Source organism: Pseudomonas sp. SLFW (assembly GCF_009905615.1).
GTDB lineage: Bacteria > Pseudomonadota > Gammaproteobacteria > Pseudomonadales > Pseudomonadaceae > Aquipseudomonas > Aquipseudomonas bambusae.
In genome coordinates this window covers 169,632-185,126 of record NZ_JAAAKW010000001.1, presented here as the reverse complement: position 1 = coordinate 185,126, position 15,495 = coordinate 169,632, and the positions used below count along the sequence as shown (strand labels likewise).

The window sequence follows — 15,495 nt, the reverse complement described above, 5'->3', positions numbered from 1 at the left end:
GCTGTTAGTTGTCAATCGTTTGCCGTGTTGGCGAAATGAATTCTAGGCGCCTGCGCTCGGGTTATATAGAAACCCTTTTGATAAAGACTGTTGAGCATTCTGGTAATAATCGCGATTTACGCGCCGCAACGCACTAAGCCTCTCGTTCTTTGGTCGTAGGACTTAGATGAAGATTTGCCACAAACCGGGCCCTTGAGCGCGTTTCGGCGTTATGCTGAAGGCCGGTAAGACCATCGTCGAATGGCGTTTGTGGCCCTCGGCGGATACAACGGTTTCATACAAAAACAACATTTCCACCGAGGTAAGAAAGATGAGTGCGGCTTCCCTGTACCCCGTCCGCCCTGAAGTGGCAGCCAATACGCTGACTGACGAGGCGACCTACAAGGCCATGTACCAGCAGTCGGTGGTCAACCCGGATGGCTTCTGGCGTGAGCAGGCCAAGCGCCTGGATTGGATCAAGCCCTTCACCACCGTCAAACAGACCTCGTTCGACGATCACCGCGTCGACATCAAATGGTTTGCCGATGGCACCCTGAACGTTTCCTACAACTGCCTGGACCGTCATCTGGCCGAGCGTGGCGATCAGGTCGCGATCATCTGGGAAGGCGACGACCCTTCCGAAAGCCGCAATATCACCTACCGCGAACTGCATGAAGAAGTCTGCAAGTTCGCCAACGCCTTGCGCGGCCAGGACGTGCATCGTGGCGACGTCGTGACCATTTACATGCCGATGATCCCGGAAGCCGTGGTTGCCATGCTGGCGTGCGCCCGTATCGGTGCGATCCACTCGGTGGTGTTCGGTGGCTTCTCGCCGGAAGCCCTGGCCGGTCGCATCATCGACTGCAAATCGAAAGTCGTGATCACCGCCGACGAAGGTTTGCGTGGCGGCAAGCGCACCGCGCTCAAGGCCAACGTCGACCGTGCCCTGACCAACCCCGAAACCAGCAGCGTGCAGAAAGTCATCGTGTGCAAGCGCACCGGTGGCGACATCGAGTGGAACCGCCATCGCGACATCTGGTACCACACGCTGCTGGAAGTGGCTTCGACCACCTGCGCCCCGAAAGAAATGGGCGCCGAAGAGTCGCTGTTCATCCTTTACACCTCAGGCTCCACGGGCAAGCCGAAAGGCGTGCTGCACACCACGGCAGGCTACCTGCTGTACGCGGCGCTGACCCACGAGCGCGTTTTCGACTACAAGCCGGGCGAAGTCTACTGGTGCACCGCCGACGTGGGCTGGGTCACCGGTCACAGCTACATCGTCTACGGTCCGCTGGCCAATGGCGCGACCACGCTGCTGTTCGAAGGGGTGCCGAATTACCCGGACATCACTCGCATGTCGCAGATCATCGACAAGCACAAGGTCAACATCCTCTACACCGCACCCACCGCCATTCGCGCCATGATGGCCGAAGGCACCAAAGCCGTTGAAGGCGCGGACGGTTCGAGCCTGCGGCTGTTGGGGTCGGTGGGCGAGCCGATCAACCCGGAAGCCTGGAACTGGTACTACAACACCGTCGGCAAACAGAACTGCCCAATCGTCGATACGTGGTGGCAGACCGAAACCGGCGGCGTGCTGATCAGCCCGTTGCCGGGCGCCACCGCGCTCAAGCCGGGGTCGGCGACCAAGCCGTTCTTCGGCGTGATCCCGGCGCTGGTCGATAACCTCGGCAACCTGATCGAAGGCGCGGCCGAAGGCAATCTGGTGATCCTCGACTCGTGGCCGGGACAGTCCCGCAGCCTGTACGGCGATCACGACCGTTTCGTCGACACCTACTTCAAGACGTTCCGTGGGATGTACTTCACCGGTGACGGCGCCCGTCGCGATGAAGACGGCTACTACTGGATCACGGGTCGCGTCGATGACGTGCTCAACGTGTCCGGCCACCGCATGGGCACCGCCGAGATCGAAAGCGCGATGGTTGCCCACCCGAAAGTCGCGGAAGCCGCAGTCGTCGGCGTGCCGCACGACCTGAAAGGGCAAGGCATCTACGTCTACGTCACCTTGAACGGCGGCGAAGTGCCAGACGAAGCCTTGCGCATCGAACTGCGCAACTGGGTGCGCAAGGAAATTGGCCCGATTGCCTCGCCTGACGTCATTCAGTGGGCGCCGGGCCTGCCGAAAACCCGCTCCGGCAAGATCATGCGCCGCATCTTGCGCAAGATCGCCACGGGGGAGTACGACGCGCTGGGTGATATCTCCACGCTGGCCGACCCGGGTGTGGTGGCGCATCTGGTCGAGACCCACAAGACCATGAACGTCGCCTGACGCTTGCGGTTGTGAAGCGCCCCGTCCGGTGAAAACCGGGCGGGGCGTTTTTTTGCGTTGCATTTTTCGGCCCTTTACGAAGCTGTGGGGCGAGGAGGATGACCTGTGGGAGCGAATTCATTCGCGAGAGGCGGGTGCATTCGCCACATCCCTATCGCCCAGACGATCTTTTCGCGAATGAATTCGCTCCCACAGGGGGCGTGCGCGTCAGCTCAATCGTGACAACCGAGATATATATCGATTTGTTACCGCCCAGTCAGCACGTGTAACCTCACGCCCCGAATGAGGCATATCACCCCGGAATCCGTGCAATTCATCGCTGCGCAACCACCGTCCGACACGCTGGACTTGCCGGATTAGAAGGCTATGCCAATAATGGGCGCGTTATTTGCTTCGTTGATAGGTTTGCCGCTACTGGCTCAGACACAAACTTTCTGGGCTGTCAATCAGGCTGATCGGCTTTCTCGGTGCTTCTGTAACTAGTTGTCGCATTGAAGAAATATCGACTTCCAGCCTGCCGCTAAAATGCCGACCACTCGCCGAAGGCCTGTCGAGCCCTGAGACCCGACGGCACCTCGCGTCGCAGTTTCAGTTATTCCTTCTGCACATTGAGCGCTTCGCTCACTGCCACTTGTCGCGTTATACCGATGGAGTTCCACGAATGAAAAAGCTCATGCTGCTGGGTGCGCTGGCGCTGTCCGTATTGGCACAGCCTGTGTTCGCCGATGAAAAGCCCCTGAAGATCGGCATCGAAGCGGCGTACCCTCCATTCGCCTCGAAAGCGCCGGACGGCAGCATCGTCGGCTTTGACTACGACATCGGCAACGCGCTGTGCGAAGAGATGAAAGTCAAATGCGTATGGGTCGAGCAAGAGTTCGACGGCCTGATCCCGGCGCTGAAGGTGCGCAAGATCGACGCCATCCTGTCCTCGATGTCCATCACCGAAGACCGCAAGAAGTCTGTGGACTTCACCAACAAGTACTACAACACCCCGGCCCGTCTGGTCATGAAGCAAGGCACCGTCGTCAGTGACGGCCTGGCCGAACTCAAGGGCAAGAACATCGGCGTGCAGCGTGGCTCGATCCACGAGCGTTTCGCCAAGGAAGTCCTCGCCCCGCTGGGCGCTGAAATCAAGCCGTACAGCTCGCAGAACGAAATCTATCTGGACATCGGCGCCGGTCGTCTCGATGGCACCGTGGCCGACGCGACCCTGCTGCAAGACGGCTTCCTGAACACTGAATCGGGCAAAGGCTACGCGTTCGTCGGCCCGGCGTTCACCGACGTCAACTACTTCGGCGATGGCGTGGGCATTGCCGTTCGCAAGGGCGACAAGGCCGATCTGGACAAGATCAACGCCGCCATCGCTGCGATCCGTGAAAACGGTAAATACAAGGCGATCCAGGACAAGTACTTCAACTTCGACATCTACGGCAAGTAAGTCGACGTTCGTCCGTAATGGCGCTATCGGCAGGATTTTTATCCTTCTGATCGCGCCATTTTTCTATCCCGTGTTCGAGGGCCAAACAACATGTTGAAAGGCTACGGAGCCGTCATCCTCGACGGTGCATGGCTGACCTTGCAACTCGCCCTGTGCTCCATGGCGCTGGCCATCGTGCTCGGGCTGATCGGCGTGTCGTTGCGCCTGTCGCCGGTGCGCTGGCTTGCCTGGCTGGGTGACCTGTATTCCACGGTCATCCGCGGCATTCCCGACCTGGTGCTGATCCTGCTGATCTTCTACGGCGGTCAGGACTTGCTCAACCGCGTTGCGCCGTTGCTCGGCCACGACGATTACATCGATTTGAACCCGCTGATGGCCGGTATCGGCACGCTGGGTTTCATCTTCGGTGCCTACCTTTCTGAAACCTTCCGCGGCGCGTTCATGGCCATTCCCAAAGGGCAAGCCGAAGCCGGCATGGCCTATGGCATGAGCAGCGGTCGGGTGTTTTTCCGCATCCTGGTGCCGCAGATGATTCGTCTGGCGATTCCGGGGTTCACCAACAACTGGTTGGTATTGACCAAGGCCACCGCGCTGATATCCGTCGTCGGTCTGCAAGACATGATGTTCAAGGCCAAGCAGGCGGCCGATGCCACCCGCGAACCCTTTACCTTTTTCCTCGCCGTGGCAGCCATGTACCTGGTGATCACCAGCGTCTCGCTGCTGGTGCTGCGTTACATCGAAAAACGCTACTCGGCTGGCGTCAGGGTGGCTGACCTATGATCTTCGATTACAACGTCGTCTGGGATAGCCTGCCGCTGTATTTCGGTGGCCTGTTGATCACCCTCAAAGTGCTGGCGCTGTCGCTGTTTTTCGGCCTGCTGGCCGCTCTGCCACTGGGGTTGATGCGGGTCTCGAAAATCGCCTGGGTCAACCTGCTGGCCTGGGGTTACACCTACGTCATTCGCGGCACACCGATGCTGGTGCAACTGTTCTTGATCTACTACGGCCTGGCGCAATTCGAAGCCGTGCGTGAGAGCATTTTCTGGCCATGGCTGTCGAGCGCGACCTTTTGCGCCTGCCTGGCCTTCGCCATTAACACCAGCGCCTACACCGCAGAAATCATCGCCGGCAGCCTTAAATCCACGCCACCGGGCGAGATCGAAGCGGCGCGGGCGATGGGCATGTCCAAGGCCAAAATGTACCGTCGCATCCTGCTGCCCTCGGCCCTGCGCCGGGCACTGCCGCAATACAGCAACGAAGTGATCATGATGCTGCAGACCACGAGTCTGGCGTCCATCGTCACGCTGATCGACATCACCGGCGCGGCGCGCACGGTCAACGCGCAGTTCTATCTGCCGTTCGAGGCGTACATCACGGCGGGCGTGTTCTACCTGTGCCTGACCTTCATTCTGGTGAAACTGTTCAAGCTGGCCGAGCGCCGCTGGCTCAGTTACCTCGCACCGAGGAAGCACTGATATGCAACGCATCGATCACGATCTGCCCTGGGGCAACCTGGGCACGCAGCGCACCTTGAGCGTGTTCCATTTCGGTCAGGGTGAGCGCAAGGCTTACATTCAGGCCAGCCTGCACGCCGATGAACTGCCCGGCATGCGCACCGCTTGGGAGCTGAAAAAGCGCCTGATGCAACTGGAAGAGCAAGGTCTGTTGAACGGTGTCATTGAACTGGTGCCCGTGGCCAACCCGATCGGTCTGGGGCAATTGCTGCAAGGCAATCATCAGGGCCGTTTCGAGTACGGCAGTGGCAAAAATTTCAACCGTGATTTCACCGAGCTGAGCGAGCCGGTGGCCGAGCGGCTGGCAGGAAAACTGGGCGATGATCCTCATGCCAACGTCCGGCTGATTCGTCAGGCCATGGCCGATGTGTTGGCCGAATTGCCGCCAGCGGGCAGCGAGTTGGCGGGCATGCATCGCGCGCTGTTGAGCCACGCCTGCAACGCCGACATTGTCCTCGATCTGCACTGCGACACCGACGCGTCTCTGCACATGTACGCGCTGCCGCAGCATTGGCCACAATGGCGATCCCTGTCGGCGCGTCTGGGCGTCAGCGTCGGCTTGCTGGCGGAAGACTCCGGTGGCAGCTCGTTCGACGAAGCCTGTTCGTTGCCATGGCTGCGGTTGGCAAAGCAGTTTCCCGACGCGCAGATTCCGTTGGCCTGCATGTCCACCACCCTGGAGCTGGGTGGCCAGTCCAACACCGGCAAGGCCGAAGCCGAAGCGTACGCCGAGGGCATTCTGGCGTTCTTGGGCGAGCAGGGCCTGATCAGCGGCGAGTGGCCGCAACCGGCCCATGAGGCCTGTGAAGGCATGCCGTTCGAAGGCACCGAAATGATCTACGCGCCGCACCCCGGCGTGCTGACCTTTCTGCGTCCGGCGGGCGCCTGGGTCGAGCCGGGTGAGCCGCTGTTTGAGGTCATCGACCCGCTGACCGACCGCGTGACTACGGTCTGTGCGGCCACGGCCGGCGTGCTGTTCGCCATCGAAAAACTGCGTTACGCCCAGCCGGGCTTCTGGATGGCCAAGGTTGCGGGGCGCACCCCGTTGCGCAGCGGCCGCCTGCTCAGTGACTGATTACTTGTGAGAACCGACATCATGAACAAACTGGAAGTCCAGGACCTGCACAAGTGCTACGGCAGTCACGAAGTGCTCAAAGGCGTTTCGCTGACCGCGAAGGCGGGCGATGTGATCAGCATCATCGGCTCCAGCGGCTCGGGCAAAAGTACTTTTCTGCGTTGCATCAACCTGCTGGAGCAGCCGAAATCCGGTCGCATTCTGCTCAACAACGAAGAGCTGAAGCTGGTCGCCAACAAGGACGGCGGCTTGAAGGCGGCGGACCCGAAACAGCTGCAACGCATGCGTTCGCGCCTGTCGATGGTCTTTCAGCATTTCAATCTGTGGTCGCACATGACAGCGCTGGAAAACATCATCGAGGCGCCGATTCACGTTTTGGGCGTGCCGAAGAAAGAGGCGCTGGAAAAGGCCGAGCACTACTTGAACAAAGTCGGCGTCGCTCACCGCAAGGACGCCTTCCCGGGGCACATGTCCGGTGGCGAGCAGCAGCGCGTGGCGATTGCCCGGGCGTTGGCGATGGAGCCTGAAGTCATGCTGTTCGACGAACCGACTTCGGCCCTCGACCCGGAGCTGGTGGGCGACGTACTGAAAGTCATGCAAGCCTTGGCGCAAGAAGGTCGCACGATGGTGGTGGTGACCCACGAAATGGGCTTTGCCCGTGAGGTGTCGAACCAATTGATCTTTCTGCACAAGGGGTTGGTCGAAGAAAGCGGCGACCCCCGCGAAGTGCTGGTCAACCCGAAATCGGAGCGCCTTCAGCAGTTTCTTTCGGGCAGCCTGAAGTAACGATTGGTGCCGTCTCGAACGGTGCGTTTTGTCTCGGAACAGTTCATGCTGCGCGTCACTTCGACCGCTGCCATGAACTGAACGCAACAGATTCACTTCACACGCCCGGCGTGTGACCCCCAACAGCGACACGTTTCGGATTGCACGCCATGACTGCCCATCGAATCGGATTTCTTATCTGGCCCAGCACCAAAGCCTTGACCCTGGCGCTGGCGGAGGAAGCCCTGCGTGTCGCTCAGCGCGTTCACCCCGACGTGGTGTATGAGCTGACGTTCATGCAAGCCGAGCCAACCGCCGAAGGCGCGGGCGCTGGTTGGCAATTGCCGGGTGAGCCGTGGGGCGGTCGCCTCGAAGGCTGCCAGAAAGTGTTCCTCATTGCCGACGAACCCCCTGCGCCCATGGCTTCCGCCTTGGCCGGGGCGCTCAAGCAGCTCGTGCGGGCAGGCTGTGTGATCGGCGGGCTGTCGGCGGGTGTTTACCCCTTGGCGCAACTGGGCTTGCTCGATGGTTATCGTGCCGCCGTGCACTGGCGCTGGCAGGACGATTTCGCCGAGCGCTTCCCGAAGGTCATCGCCACCAGCCATCTGTTCGATTGGGACCGGGATCGCCTGACCGCGTGTGGCGGGATGTCGGTGCTGGACCTGCTGCTGGCCGTGTTGGCCCGCGACCATGGTGCCGAGCTGGCGGGCGCGGTGTCGGAAGAACTGGTGGTCGAGCGCATCCGGGAAGGGGGCGAGCGTCAGCGCATTCCGTTGCAGAACCGTCTGGGCTCCAGCCATCCAAAGCTGACGCAGGCCGTGCTGTTGATGGAGGCCAACATCGAAGAGCCGCTGACCACCGACGAAATCGCCCAACACGTCTGCGTGTCCCGACGCCAGCTGGAGCGGATTTTCAAGCAATACCTCAATCGCGTGCCGAGCCAGTATTACCTGGAACTGCGCCTGAACAAGGCCCGGCAGATGCTGATGCAGACCAGTAAATCGATCATCCAGATCGGCCTCTCTTGCGGCTTCTCCTCCGGCCCGCACTTCTCCAGCGCCTACCGCAACTTCTTCGGCGCCACCCCCCGCGAAGACCGCAATCAGCGACGCAGCAGCAGCCCGTTTGAACTGTCCTCGGTGCCTGCCGAGCGCGGTTAGCCGATTTCAGGCCGCGCGGACGTACCTGTGTGGGAGCGAATTCATTCGCGATAGGGCCGTACATCCACCACATCTCCGGCGTTCGTAAGAATTTTCGCGAATGAATTTGCTCCCACAGGATATGCGGTGTGGTCGGGTGTTGTGGGGCGCGGCATCCGTGCGCGCGACAACAGTTTGAATTCAAATCCACAGGCCGCTGCGTTAACCCCTCCCAACGTTTAAACTGCGCCTTTCCGACGCTATTTGTCGCATTGCCGAAAGCCTCGGAAAAAGCCGGGTTTGCGCTATAAGAAGTTGTCGCTTGGCGGCAAGGCCGGACCGAAATCAGTCCTTACAATCCTTCCATCGCTCGCCAGCCCCAGGCAGGCGTTCCTCTTCAGGAGACTCCGATGTCCGTTGAGCAAGTTCCGGTGCAACGTGCCGATTTTGACCAGGTGATGGTCCCCAACTACGCCCCTGCGGCGTTCATCCCCGTGCGCGGCCAGGGTTCCCGCGTCTGGGATCAGGCGGGTCGTGAGCTGGTCGATTTCTCTGGCGGCATCGCGGTCAACGTGCTGGGTCACGCCCATCCGGCTTTGGTCGGCGCACTGACCGAGCAAGCCAACAAGCTGTGGCATGTCTCCAACGTGTTCACCAACGAGCCGGCGCTGCGCCTGGCCAAGAAGCTGGTCGACGCGACCTTCGCCGACCGAGTGTTCTTCTGTAACTCCGGCGCCGAAGCCAACGAAGCGGCGTTCAAGCTGGCCCGTCGCGTGGCGCACGATCTGTACGGCACCGAGAAGTACGAAATCATCGCCGCGCTGAACAGCTTCCACGGTCGTACCCTGTTCACCGTGAGTGTCGGCGGTCAGCCGAAATACTCCGACGGTTTCGGCCCGAAAATCACCGGCATCACCCACGTTCCGTTCAACGACCTCGACGCATTGAAAGCGGCTGTCAGCGACAAGACCTGCGCGGTCGTGCTGGAGCCGATTCAGGGCGAAGGCGGCGTGCTGCCCGCCGAGCTGGAATACCTGAAAGGCGCGCGCGCATTGTGTGACGAACACAACGCGCTGCTGATCTTCGACGAAGTGCAGAGCGGCATGGGTCGCAGCGGTCACCTGTTCGCGTACCAGCATTACGGTGTGGTGCCGGACATTCTGTCCAGTGCCAAGAGCATCGGCGGTGGTTTCCCTATGGCGGCCATGCTGACCACCGACAAACTGGCCAAGCACCTGGCCGTCGGCGTTCACGGCACCACTTACGGCGGCAACCCGCTGGCGTGCGCGGTGGGCGAGGCGGTGATCGACGTGGTCAACACCCCTGAAGTCCTCAAGGGCGTGAATGCCAAGCACGCACTGTTCAAGGCGCGCCTGGAGAAGATCGGCCAGCAATACGGTGTGTTCAGCGAAGTGCGCGGCATGGGCCTGTTGATCGGGTGTGTGCTGACCGATGCCTGGAAGGGCAAGGCCAAGGACTTCTTCAACGCCGCCGAGCATGAAGGCGTGATGATCCTGCAAGCCGGTCCTGACGTGGTGCGTTTCGCGCCGAGCCTGGTGATCGAGGATGCGGACATCAACGAAGGTCTGGATCGTTTTGAACGTGCTGTGGCCAAGCTGACCCAGGTATAACCAGCGCTAGAGATTTCCTGTAGGAGTGAGCTTGCTCGCGATAGCGGTTTGTCAGAGACATCCATGTTGTCTGATACACAGCCATCGCGAGCAAGCTCACTCCTACAAGGTCAAGGCAGCTCGAGATTTGTTTTTTCTTTCCCCATGCCGGATTGCACCGGCCTGTTTTTCTCAAGGAGTGACACCATGCTGGTAATGCGCCCTGCGCAAATGGCCGATCTGAGCGAGGTCCAACGACTCGCCGCAGACAGCCCGATTGGTGTCACGTCCCTGCCGGATGACGCTGGCCGTCTGGGTGACAAGATCGCCGCGTCCGAGGCGTCGTTTGCCGCCGAGGTCAGTTTCAATGGCGAGGAAACCTATTTCTTCGTGCTGGAAGACACCGAATCCGGGCGTCTGGTGGGCTGTTCCGGGATCGTCGCGTCAGCGGGTTACTCCGAGCCGTTCTACAGTTTCCGCAACGAAACCTTCGTTCACGCTTCCCGCGAACTGAAGATCCACAACAAGATTCACGTGCTTTCCCAGTGCCACGACCTGACCGGCAACAGCCTGTTGACCAGCTTCTACGTGCTGCCGGAACTGGTGGGCACGCTGTGGTCGGAACTCAACTCCCGGGCCCGCCTGCTGTTCGTCGCGGCGCACCCTGAGCGCTTCGCTGATTCGGTGGTGACCGAGATCGTCGGCTACAGCGACGAAAACGGTGATTCGCCGTTCTGGGATGCCATCGGTCGCAACTTCTTCGACCTCAACTACGCCGAGGCCGAGCGCATCTGTGGCTTGAAAAGCCGGACCTTTCTCGCGGAGCTGATGCCCCATTACCCGATCTACGTGCCGCTGCTGCCCGATGAGGCGCAAGAAGCCATGGGCCAAGTGCATCCTCGCGCCCAGATCACCTTCGACATCCTGATGCGTGAAGGCTTCGAAACGGATCACTACATCGACATCTTCGACGGCGGCCCGACGCTGCATGCCCGCGTGTCGGGCATTCGTTCGATTGCGCAAAGCCGCGTGGTGCCGGTGAAAGTCGACACCGTGGACAGTGGCGACGCCGTGAAAGGCGGGCGTCCTTATCTGGTCGCCAACAACCAATTGCAGGACTACCGCGCCGTGATGCTGGAACTGGACTGGGTACCCGGCAAGCCCGTGACCCTGAGCCTGACGGCCGCCGAGGCATTGGGTGTGGGTGAAGGCGCCAGCGTGCGCATCGTCCCGGTTTGACAGTTGAGTCATCGGCGACCGCCACCGGTTGCCGTGTCGCAGGTTCGCGAGTTCGCCGGTGTCTGATCGAGACCGGCTTGAGGAGAAAGCATGATCGTTCGTCCCGTACGCAGCAGTGACCTACCTGCGCTGATCGATTTGGCGCGCAGCACCGGCGCAGGCCTGACCACGCTGCCAGCCAATGAAGAGCGCCTGGCGCACCGGGTCGGCTGGGCTGAAAAAACCTTTCGTGGCGACGCCGAGCGGGGCGACACCGACTACCTGTTCGTGCTTGAAGACGATGACGAGCGCGTGGTCGGTATCTCCGCCATCGCGGGGGCGGTGGGCCTGCGTGAGCCTTGGTACAACTACCGGGTCGGCCTGACGGTCAGCGCCTCTCAAGAACTGAACATCTATCGTGAAATCCCGACGCTGTTTCTGGCCAACGACCTGACCGGCAATTCAGAGCTATGCTCGCTGTTCCTGCACGCCGATTTCCGCAACGGCCTTAACGGCCGCCTGCTGTCGAAAGCGCGGATGCTGTTCATCGCCGAATTCCCTGAGTTGTTCGGCAACAAGATCATCGCAGAGATGCGCGGCATGTCCGACGAACAAGGGCATTCGCCGTTCTGGGAAAGCCTGGGTCGTCACTTCTTCAAGATGGAGTTCAGCCAGGCCGATTACCTCACCGGTGTCGGCAACCGTGCGTTCATTGCCGAGCTGATGCCGAAATTCCCGCTGTACAGCTGCTTCCTGTCGGAAGCAGCGCGCAACGTCATCGGTCGCGTGCACACCAGCACCGAACCCGCGCTGACCATGCTCAAAGCCGAAGGCTTCAGCTATCAGGGTTACGTCGACATCTTCGACGCAGGGCCTGCGATTGAATGCGAGACCACCAAGATCCGCGCCGTGCGCGACAGTCAGGCGCTGGTCCTTGCGGTGGGCACGCCGGGCGATGACGCGACGCCGTTCCTTATCCACAACCGCAAGCGCGAAGACTGCCGAATCACTGCCGCGCCTGCGCGATTCGCAGCCGGAACGCTGGTGGTCGATCCGATGACCGCCAAGCGCCTGCGCCTGACAGCAGGTGATCAGGTGCGCGCGGTGCCGCTGTCTCCAGCCCGGGAGGGTGTGTGATGAGCACGTTGTATATCGCAGGTGCCTGGCTGGCCGGGCAGGGGGAGGCGTTTGAGTCGCTGAATCCGGTCTCGCAACAGGTGATCTGGAAAGGCCAGGGCGCCACGGCCGAGCAGGTAGACGCTGCCGTGAAGGCTGCTCGTCAGGCCTTCCCGGCCTGGGCAACGCGCACGCTGGAAGAGCGCATCGTTGTGCTGGAAGCCTTCGCTGCCACGCTGAAAAGCCGTGCTGACGACATCGCCCGTTGCATCGGTGAGGAAACCGGCAAGCCGCTGTGGGAATCGGCGACGGAGGTGACCAGCATGGCCAACAAAGTCGCGATCTCGATTCAGAGTTATCGCGAACGCACCGGCGAGAAGAGCGGCCCATTGGGCGACGCCACCGCCGTGCTACGGCACAAGCCCCATGGCGTGGTCGCCGTGTTCGGGCCTTACAACTTTCCGGGCCACTTGCCGAACGGCCACATCGTCCCGGCGCTGCTGGCCGGTAACGCCGTGGTGTTCAAACCCAGCGAACTGACCCCGAAAGTCGCTGAGCTGACGGTGCAGTGCTGGATCGACGCAGGCCTGCCAGCTGGCGTGTTGAATCTGGTGCAAGGCGCGCGGGAAACCGGCATCGCCCTGGCCGCCAATCCTGGCATCGACGGTCTGTTCTTTACAGGGTCCAGCCGCACCGGCAATTCGCTGCACCAGCAGTTTGCCGGGCGTCCGGACAAGATTCTTGCGCTGGAGATGGGTGGCAACAATCCGCTCGTCGTGGATCAGGTCGCCGACGTCGATGCGGCGGTGTACACCGTGATTCAGTCGGCCTTCATTTCCGCTGGTCAGCGCTGCACCTGCGCGCGTCGCCTGTTGGTGCCTGAAGGGGCGTGGGGTGATGCGTTCATGGCGCGTCTGGTCGAGGTGAGCAAGACGATTCAAGTGGGTGCATTCGATCAACAACCGGCGCCATTCATGGGCTCGGTGATTTCCCTGCGGGCGGCGCAGGCGTTGGTCGATGCCCAAGAGCAGTTGCTGGCCAATGGCGCCGTGGCACTGCTGGAGATGACCCAGCCTGACACGAACTCAGCGTTACTGACGCCGGGGATTCTGGACGTCAGCGATGTGAGCGATCGACCGGACGAGGAGCTGTTCGGCCCGTTGTTGCAGGTGACTCGCTACGCGGATTTTGCGGGGGCCATCGAAGAGGCCAACGCCACGCAATACGGTCTGGCGGCGGGATTGTTGTCGGATTCGCAGGCGCGCTATCAGCAGTTCTGGTTGCAGAGTCGGGCGGGCATCGTCAACTGGAACAAGCAACTGACCGGCGCTGCGAGTACCGCGCCGTTCGGTGGGGTAGGGGCCTCGGGCAACCATCGCGCCAGTGCCTATTACGCGGCGGACTACTGCGCGTACCCGGTGGCGTCGCTGGAGAGCGGGACCCTCGCGTTGCCCGCGATGCTGACGCCTGGCATTACCCTGAACTAACCCCTTGTAGGAGTGAGCTTGCTCGCGATTGCGTTGTCTCTGTCACCCAATGACCGCTGACAAGCCGCCATCGCGAGCAAGCTCACTCCTACAGGTCAGGCAGCGCACGAAGAATGTGCTTATAAAAACAGATCCACGGAGCCTCACCGATGAAATCCTGTGAAGTCAACTTTGACGGTCTAGTGGGGCCGACCCATAACTACGGCGGACTGTCGTACGGCAACGTCGCGTCCCAGAGCAATTGCCAGCAGTCGTCGAACCCCCGTGAGGCGGCGCTGCAAGGGCTGGCGAAAATGAAGGCGCTGATGGAACTGGGCTTCACCCAGGGTGTGCTGGCGCCACAGGAGCGTCCGGACATCGCGGGCCTGCGCAAGCTGGGTTTCGGTGGTACCGACGCCCAGGTCATCGAACGTGCAGCCAAGGAATCCATGCCGCTGCTGGTCGCCAGTTGCTCGGCGTCGAGCATGTGGGTGGCCAACGCCGCGACGGTCAGCCCGAGTGCCGACACCGCTGACGGCCGCGTGCATTTCACCGCTGCGAACCTCAACTGCAAATACCACCGCAGCATCGAACACCCGACCACCAGTCGCGTGCTGGGCGCCATGTTTGCTGATCAGCAGCACTTCGCTCATCACGCCGCCTTGCCTGCCGTTGCCCAGTTCGGCGATGAGGGCGCGGCCAACCACACGCGTTTCTGCCGCAGTTACGGCGAGGCGGGCGTCGAGTTCTTCGTGTTCGGTCGTGCGGCGTTCGACACCCGTTTCCCGGCGCCGCAGAAGTACCCGGCGCGCCAGACCCTCGAAGCGTCCCAAGCCGTCGCGCGTCTGCATGGCCTGAGCGATGAAGGCGTGGTCTACGCGCAACAGAATCCGGCGGTGATCGATCAGGGCGTGTTCCACAACGACGTGATCGCGGTCGGCAATGGCGAAGTGCTGTTCTATCACGAGGATGCCTTCCTCAATACCGAGCACATGCTCAGCGAACTGCACGACAAGCTCAGCCGTCGCGGCGGCCGTTTCCAGGCCATCTGCGTGCCGCGTACCGAAGTGGGCGTGGAAGACGCTGTCCGCTCCTATCTGTTTAACAGCCAGTTGCTGTCGCGCCCGGATGGCTCGATGCTGCTGATCGTGCCGGAAGAGTGCCGCAGCAACGAAGGCGTGTGGCATTACTTGCAACGCCTGATCGCGGACGAAAGCCCGATTCGCGAGGTCAAGGTGTTCGATCTCAAGCAAAGCATGCAGAACGGCGGCGGCCCGGCCTGCCTGCGTTTGCGGGTGGCGCTGAATGAAACGGAACTGGCGGCGGTCAATCCAGGAGTTATCATGACCGCGCCGTTGTACGACACGCTGACGCAGTGGGTGGACAAGCACTACCGCGATCGCCTGAGCGAAAGCGACCTTGCGGACCCGCAACTGCTGACAGAATGCCGCACGGCACTGGATGAATTGACGCAGCACCTGAAGCTGGGCGCGGTCTATCCTTTCCAACTCAATTGATGCATTTCCTCCATCGCGCCTGATTCGTAAGCGGCGTCAGGCCGCGATGCCGTTGCTTTTACAGAGAGAATTTTTATGACCGACGCCCTGCGTTTGATCCTTGAAGACACCGACGGCACTCAGCTGGAAACCTCCTGCACGCGTTTCGCCGTGATCTGGCAGGGCAAAGAAGTGTGGATTCAGCAAGACGGCCGTGGCCAGTTGCTGATCGGTGTGGACGTCGAGGAGGGCGACGCCGAGTACGCCAACCTGCTGTTGCGTCCGCTGGCGACCAACCTCGTGAGTCTGCAGCTGGAAATGGAACCGGCTGACGTTGGCGGCGACGACGAAGAAGGCCATGTGCACGGCCCGGATTGCAATCACTAAGCAGG

At 61.2% G+C, this 15,495-nt stretch carries 13 protein-coding genes; all 13 read left to right on the top strand.

What is annotated here, in order from left to right; translation table 11 throughout:
• The first annotated feature begins 310 nt into the window (after window positions 1–310).
• The 13 genes from acs to GVN17_RS00645 all read left to right on the top strand — a co-directional run bounded on the left by acs (window position 311) and on the right by GVN17_RS00645 (window position 15,490).
• The gene (gene acs, locus GVN17_RS00705) at window positions 311–2,266 is read left to right on the top strand and encodes an acetate--CoA ligase (protein WP_166593306.1); all 1,956 of its coding nucleotides are present in this window, start codon (window positions 311–313) and stop codon (window positions 2,264–2,266) included.
• A gap of 661 nt (window positions 2,267–2,927) precedes the next feature.
• The gene (locus tag GVN17_RS00700) at window positions 2,928–3,704 is read left to right on the top strand and encodes an ABC transporter substrate-binding protein (protein ID WP_166593305.1); all 777 of its coding nucleotides are present in this window, start codon (window positions 2,928–2,930) and stop codon (window positions 3,702–3,704) included.
• Window positions 3,705–3,794: 90 nt separating this feature from the next.
• The gene (locus tag GVN17_RS00695; RefSeq protein ID WP_166593304.1) at window positions 3,795–4,484 is read left to right on the top strand and encodes an ABC transporter permease; all 690 of its coding nucleotides are present in this window, start codon (window positions 3,795–3,797) and stop codon (window positions 4,482–4,484) included.
• Complete coding sequence (locus tag GVN17_RS00690) at window positions 4,481–5,179, top strand: ABC transporter permease (protein ID WP_166593303.1); 699 nt, start codon at window positions 4,481–4,483, stop codon at window positions 5,177–5,179. The genes GVN17_RS00695 and GVN17_RS00690 overlap by 4 nt, the downstream gene beginning before the upstream one ends.
• A 1-nt stretch (window position 5,180) precedes the next feature.
• The gene (locus tag GVN17_RS00685; protein ID WP_166593302.1) at window positions 5,181–6,293 is read left to right on the top strand and encodes a succinylglutamate desuccinylase/aspartoacylase family protein; all 1,113 of its coding nucleotides are present in this window, start codon (window positions 5,181–5,183) and stop codon (window positions 6,291–6,293) included.
• Window positions 6,294–6,314: 21 nt separating this feature from the next.
• Window positions 6,315–7,079 carry an ABC transporter ATP-binding protein gene (locus tag GVN17_RS00680; RefSeq protein ID WP_081569194.1) on the top strand — a complete coding sequence of 255 codons (765 nt, stop codon included), beginning with the start codon at window positions 6,315–6,317 and terminating at the stop codon, window positions 7,077–7,079.
• A 149-nt stretch (window positions 7,080–7,228) separates the two neighbouring features.
• Entirely contained in the window at window positions 7,229–8,218 is a 990-nt protein-coding gene (argR, locus tag GVN17_RS00675) for a transcriptional regulator ArgR (RefSeq protein ID WP_166593301.1), read from the top strand.
• Between the two features lie 389 nt (window positions 8,219–8,607).
• The gene (locus tag GVN17_RS00670; protein WP_166593300.1) at window positions 8,608–9,828 is read left to right on the top strand and encodes an aspartate aminotransferase family protein; all 1,221 of its coding nucleotides are present in this window, start codon (window positions 8,608–8,610) and stop codon (window positions 9,826–9,828) included.
• A gap of 186 nt (window positions 9,829–10,014) precedes the next feature.
• Window positions 10,015–11,046: an arginine/ornithine succinyltransferase subunit alpha gene (aruF, locus tag GVN17_RS00665; RefSeq protein WP_166593299.1), complete on the top strand. Its 1,032-nt coding sequence runs from the start codon at window positions 10,015–10,017 to the stop codon at window positions 11,044–11,046.
• Between the two features lie 90 nt (window positions 11,047–11,136).
• The gene (astA, locus tag GVN17_RS00660) at window positions 11,137–12,162 is read left to right on the top strand and encodes an arginine N-succinyltransferase (protein WP_166593298.1); all 1,026 of its coding nucleotides are present in this window, start codon (window positions 11,137–11,139) and stop codon (window positions 12,160–12,162) included.
• The gene (gene astD / locus GVN17_RS00655; RefSeq protein ID WP_166593297.1) at window positions 12,159–13,628 is read left to right on the top strand and encodes a succinylglutamate-semialdehyde dehydrogenase; all 1,470 of its coding nucleotides are present in this window, start codon (window positions 12,159–12,161) and stop codon (window positions 13,626–13,628) included. The genes astA and astD overlap by 4 nt, the downstream gene beginning before the upstream one ends.
• Before the next feature lie 149 nt (window positions 13,629–13,777).
• Entirely contained in the window at window positions 13,778–15,124 is a 1,347-nt protein-coding gene (astB, locus tag GVN17_RS00650; RefSeq protein WP_166593296.1) for an N-succinylarginine dihydrolase, read from the top strand.
• A 75-nt stretch (window positions 15,125–15,199) separates the two neighbouring features.
• Entirely contained in the window at window positions 15,200–15,490 is a 291-nt protein-coding gene (locus tag GVN17_RS00645) for a topoisomerase II (RefSeq protein ID WP_166593295.1), read from the top strand.
• Window positions 15,491–15,495 lie beyond the last annotated feature (5 nt).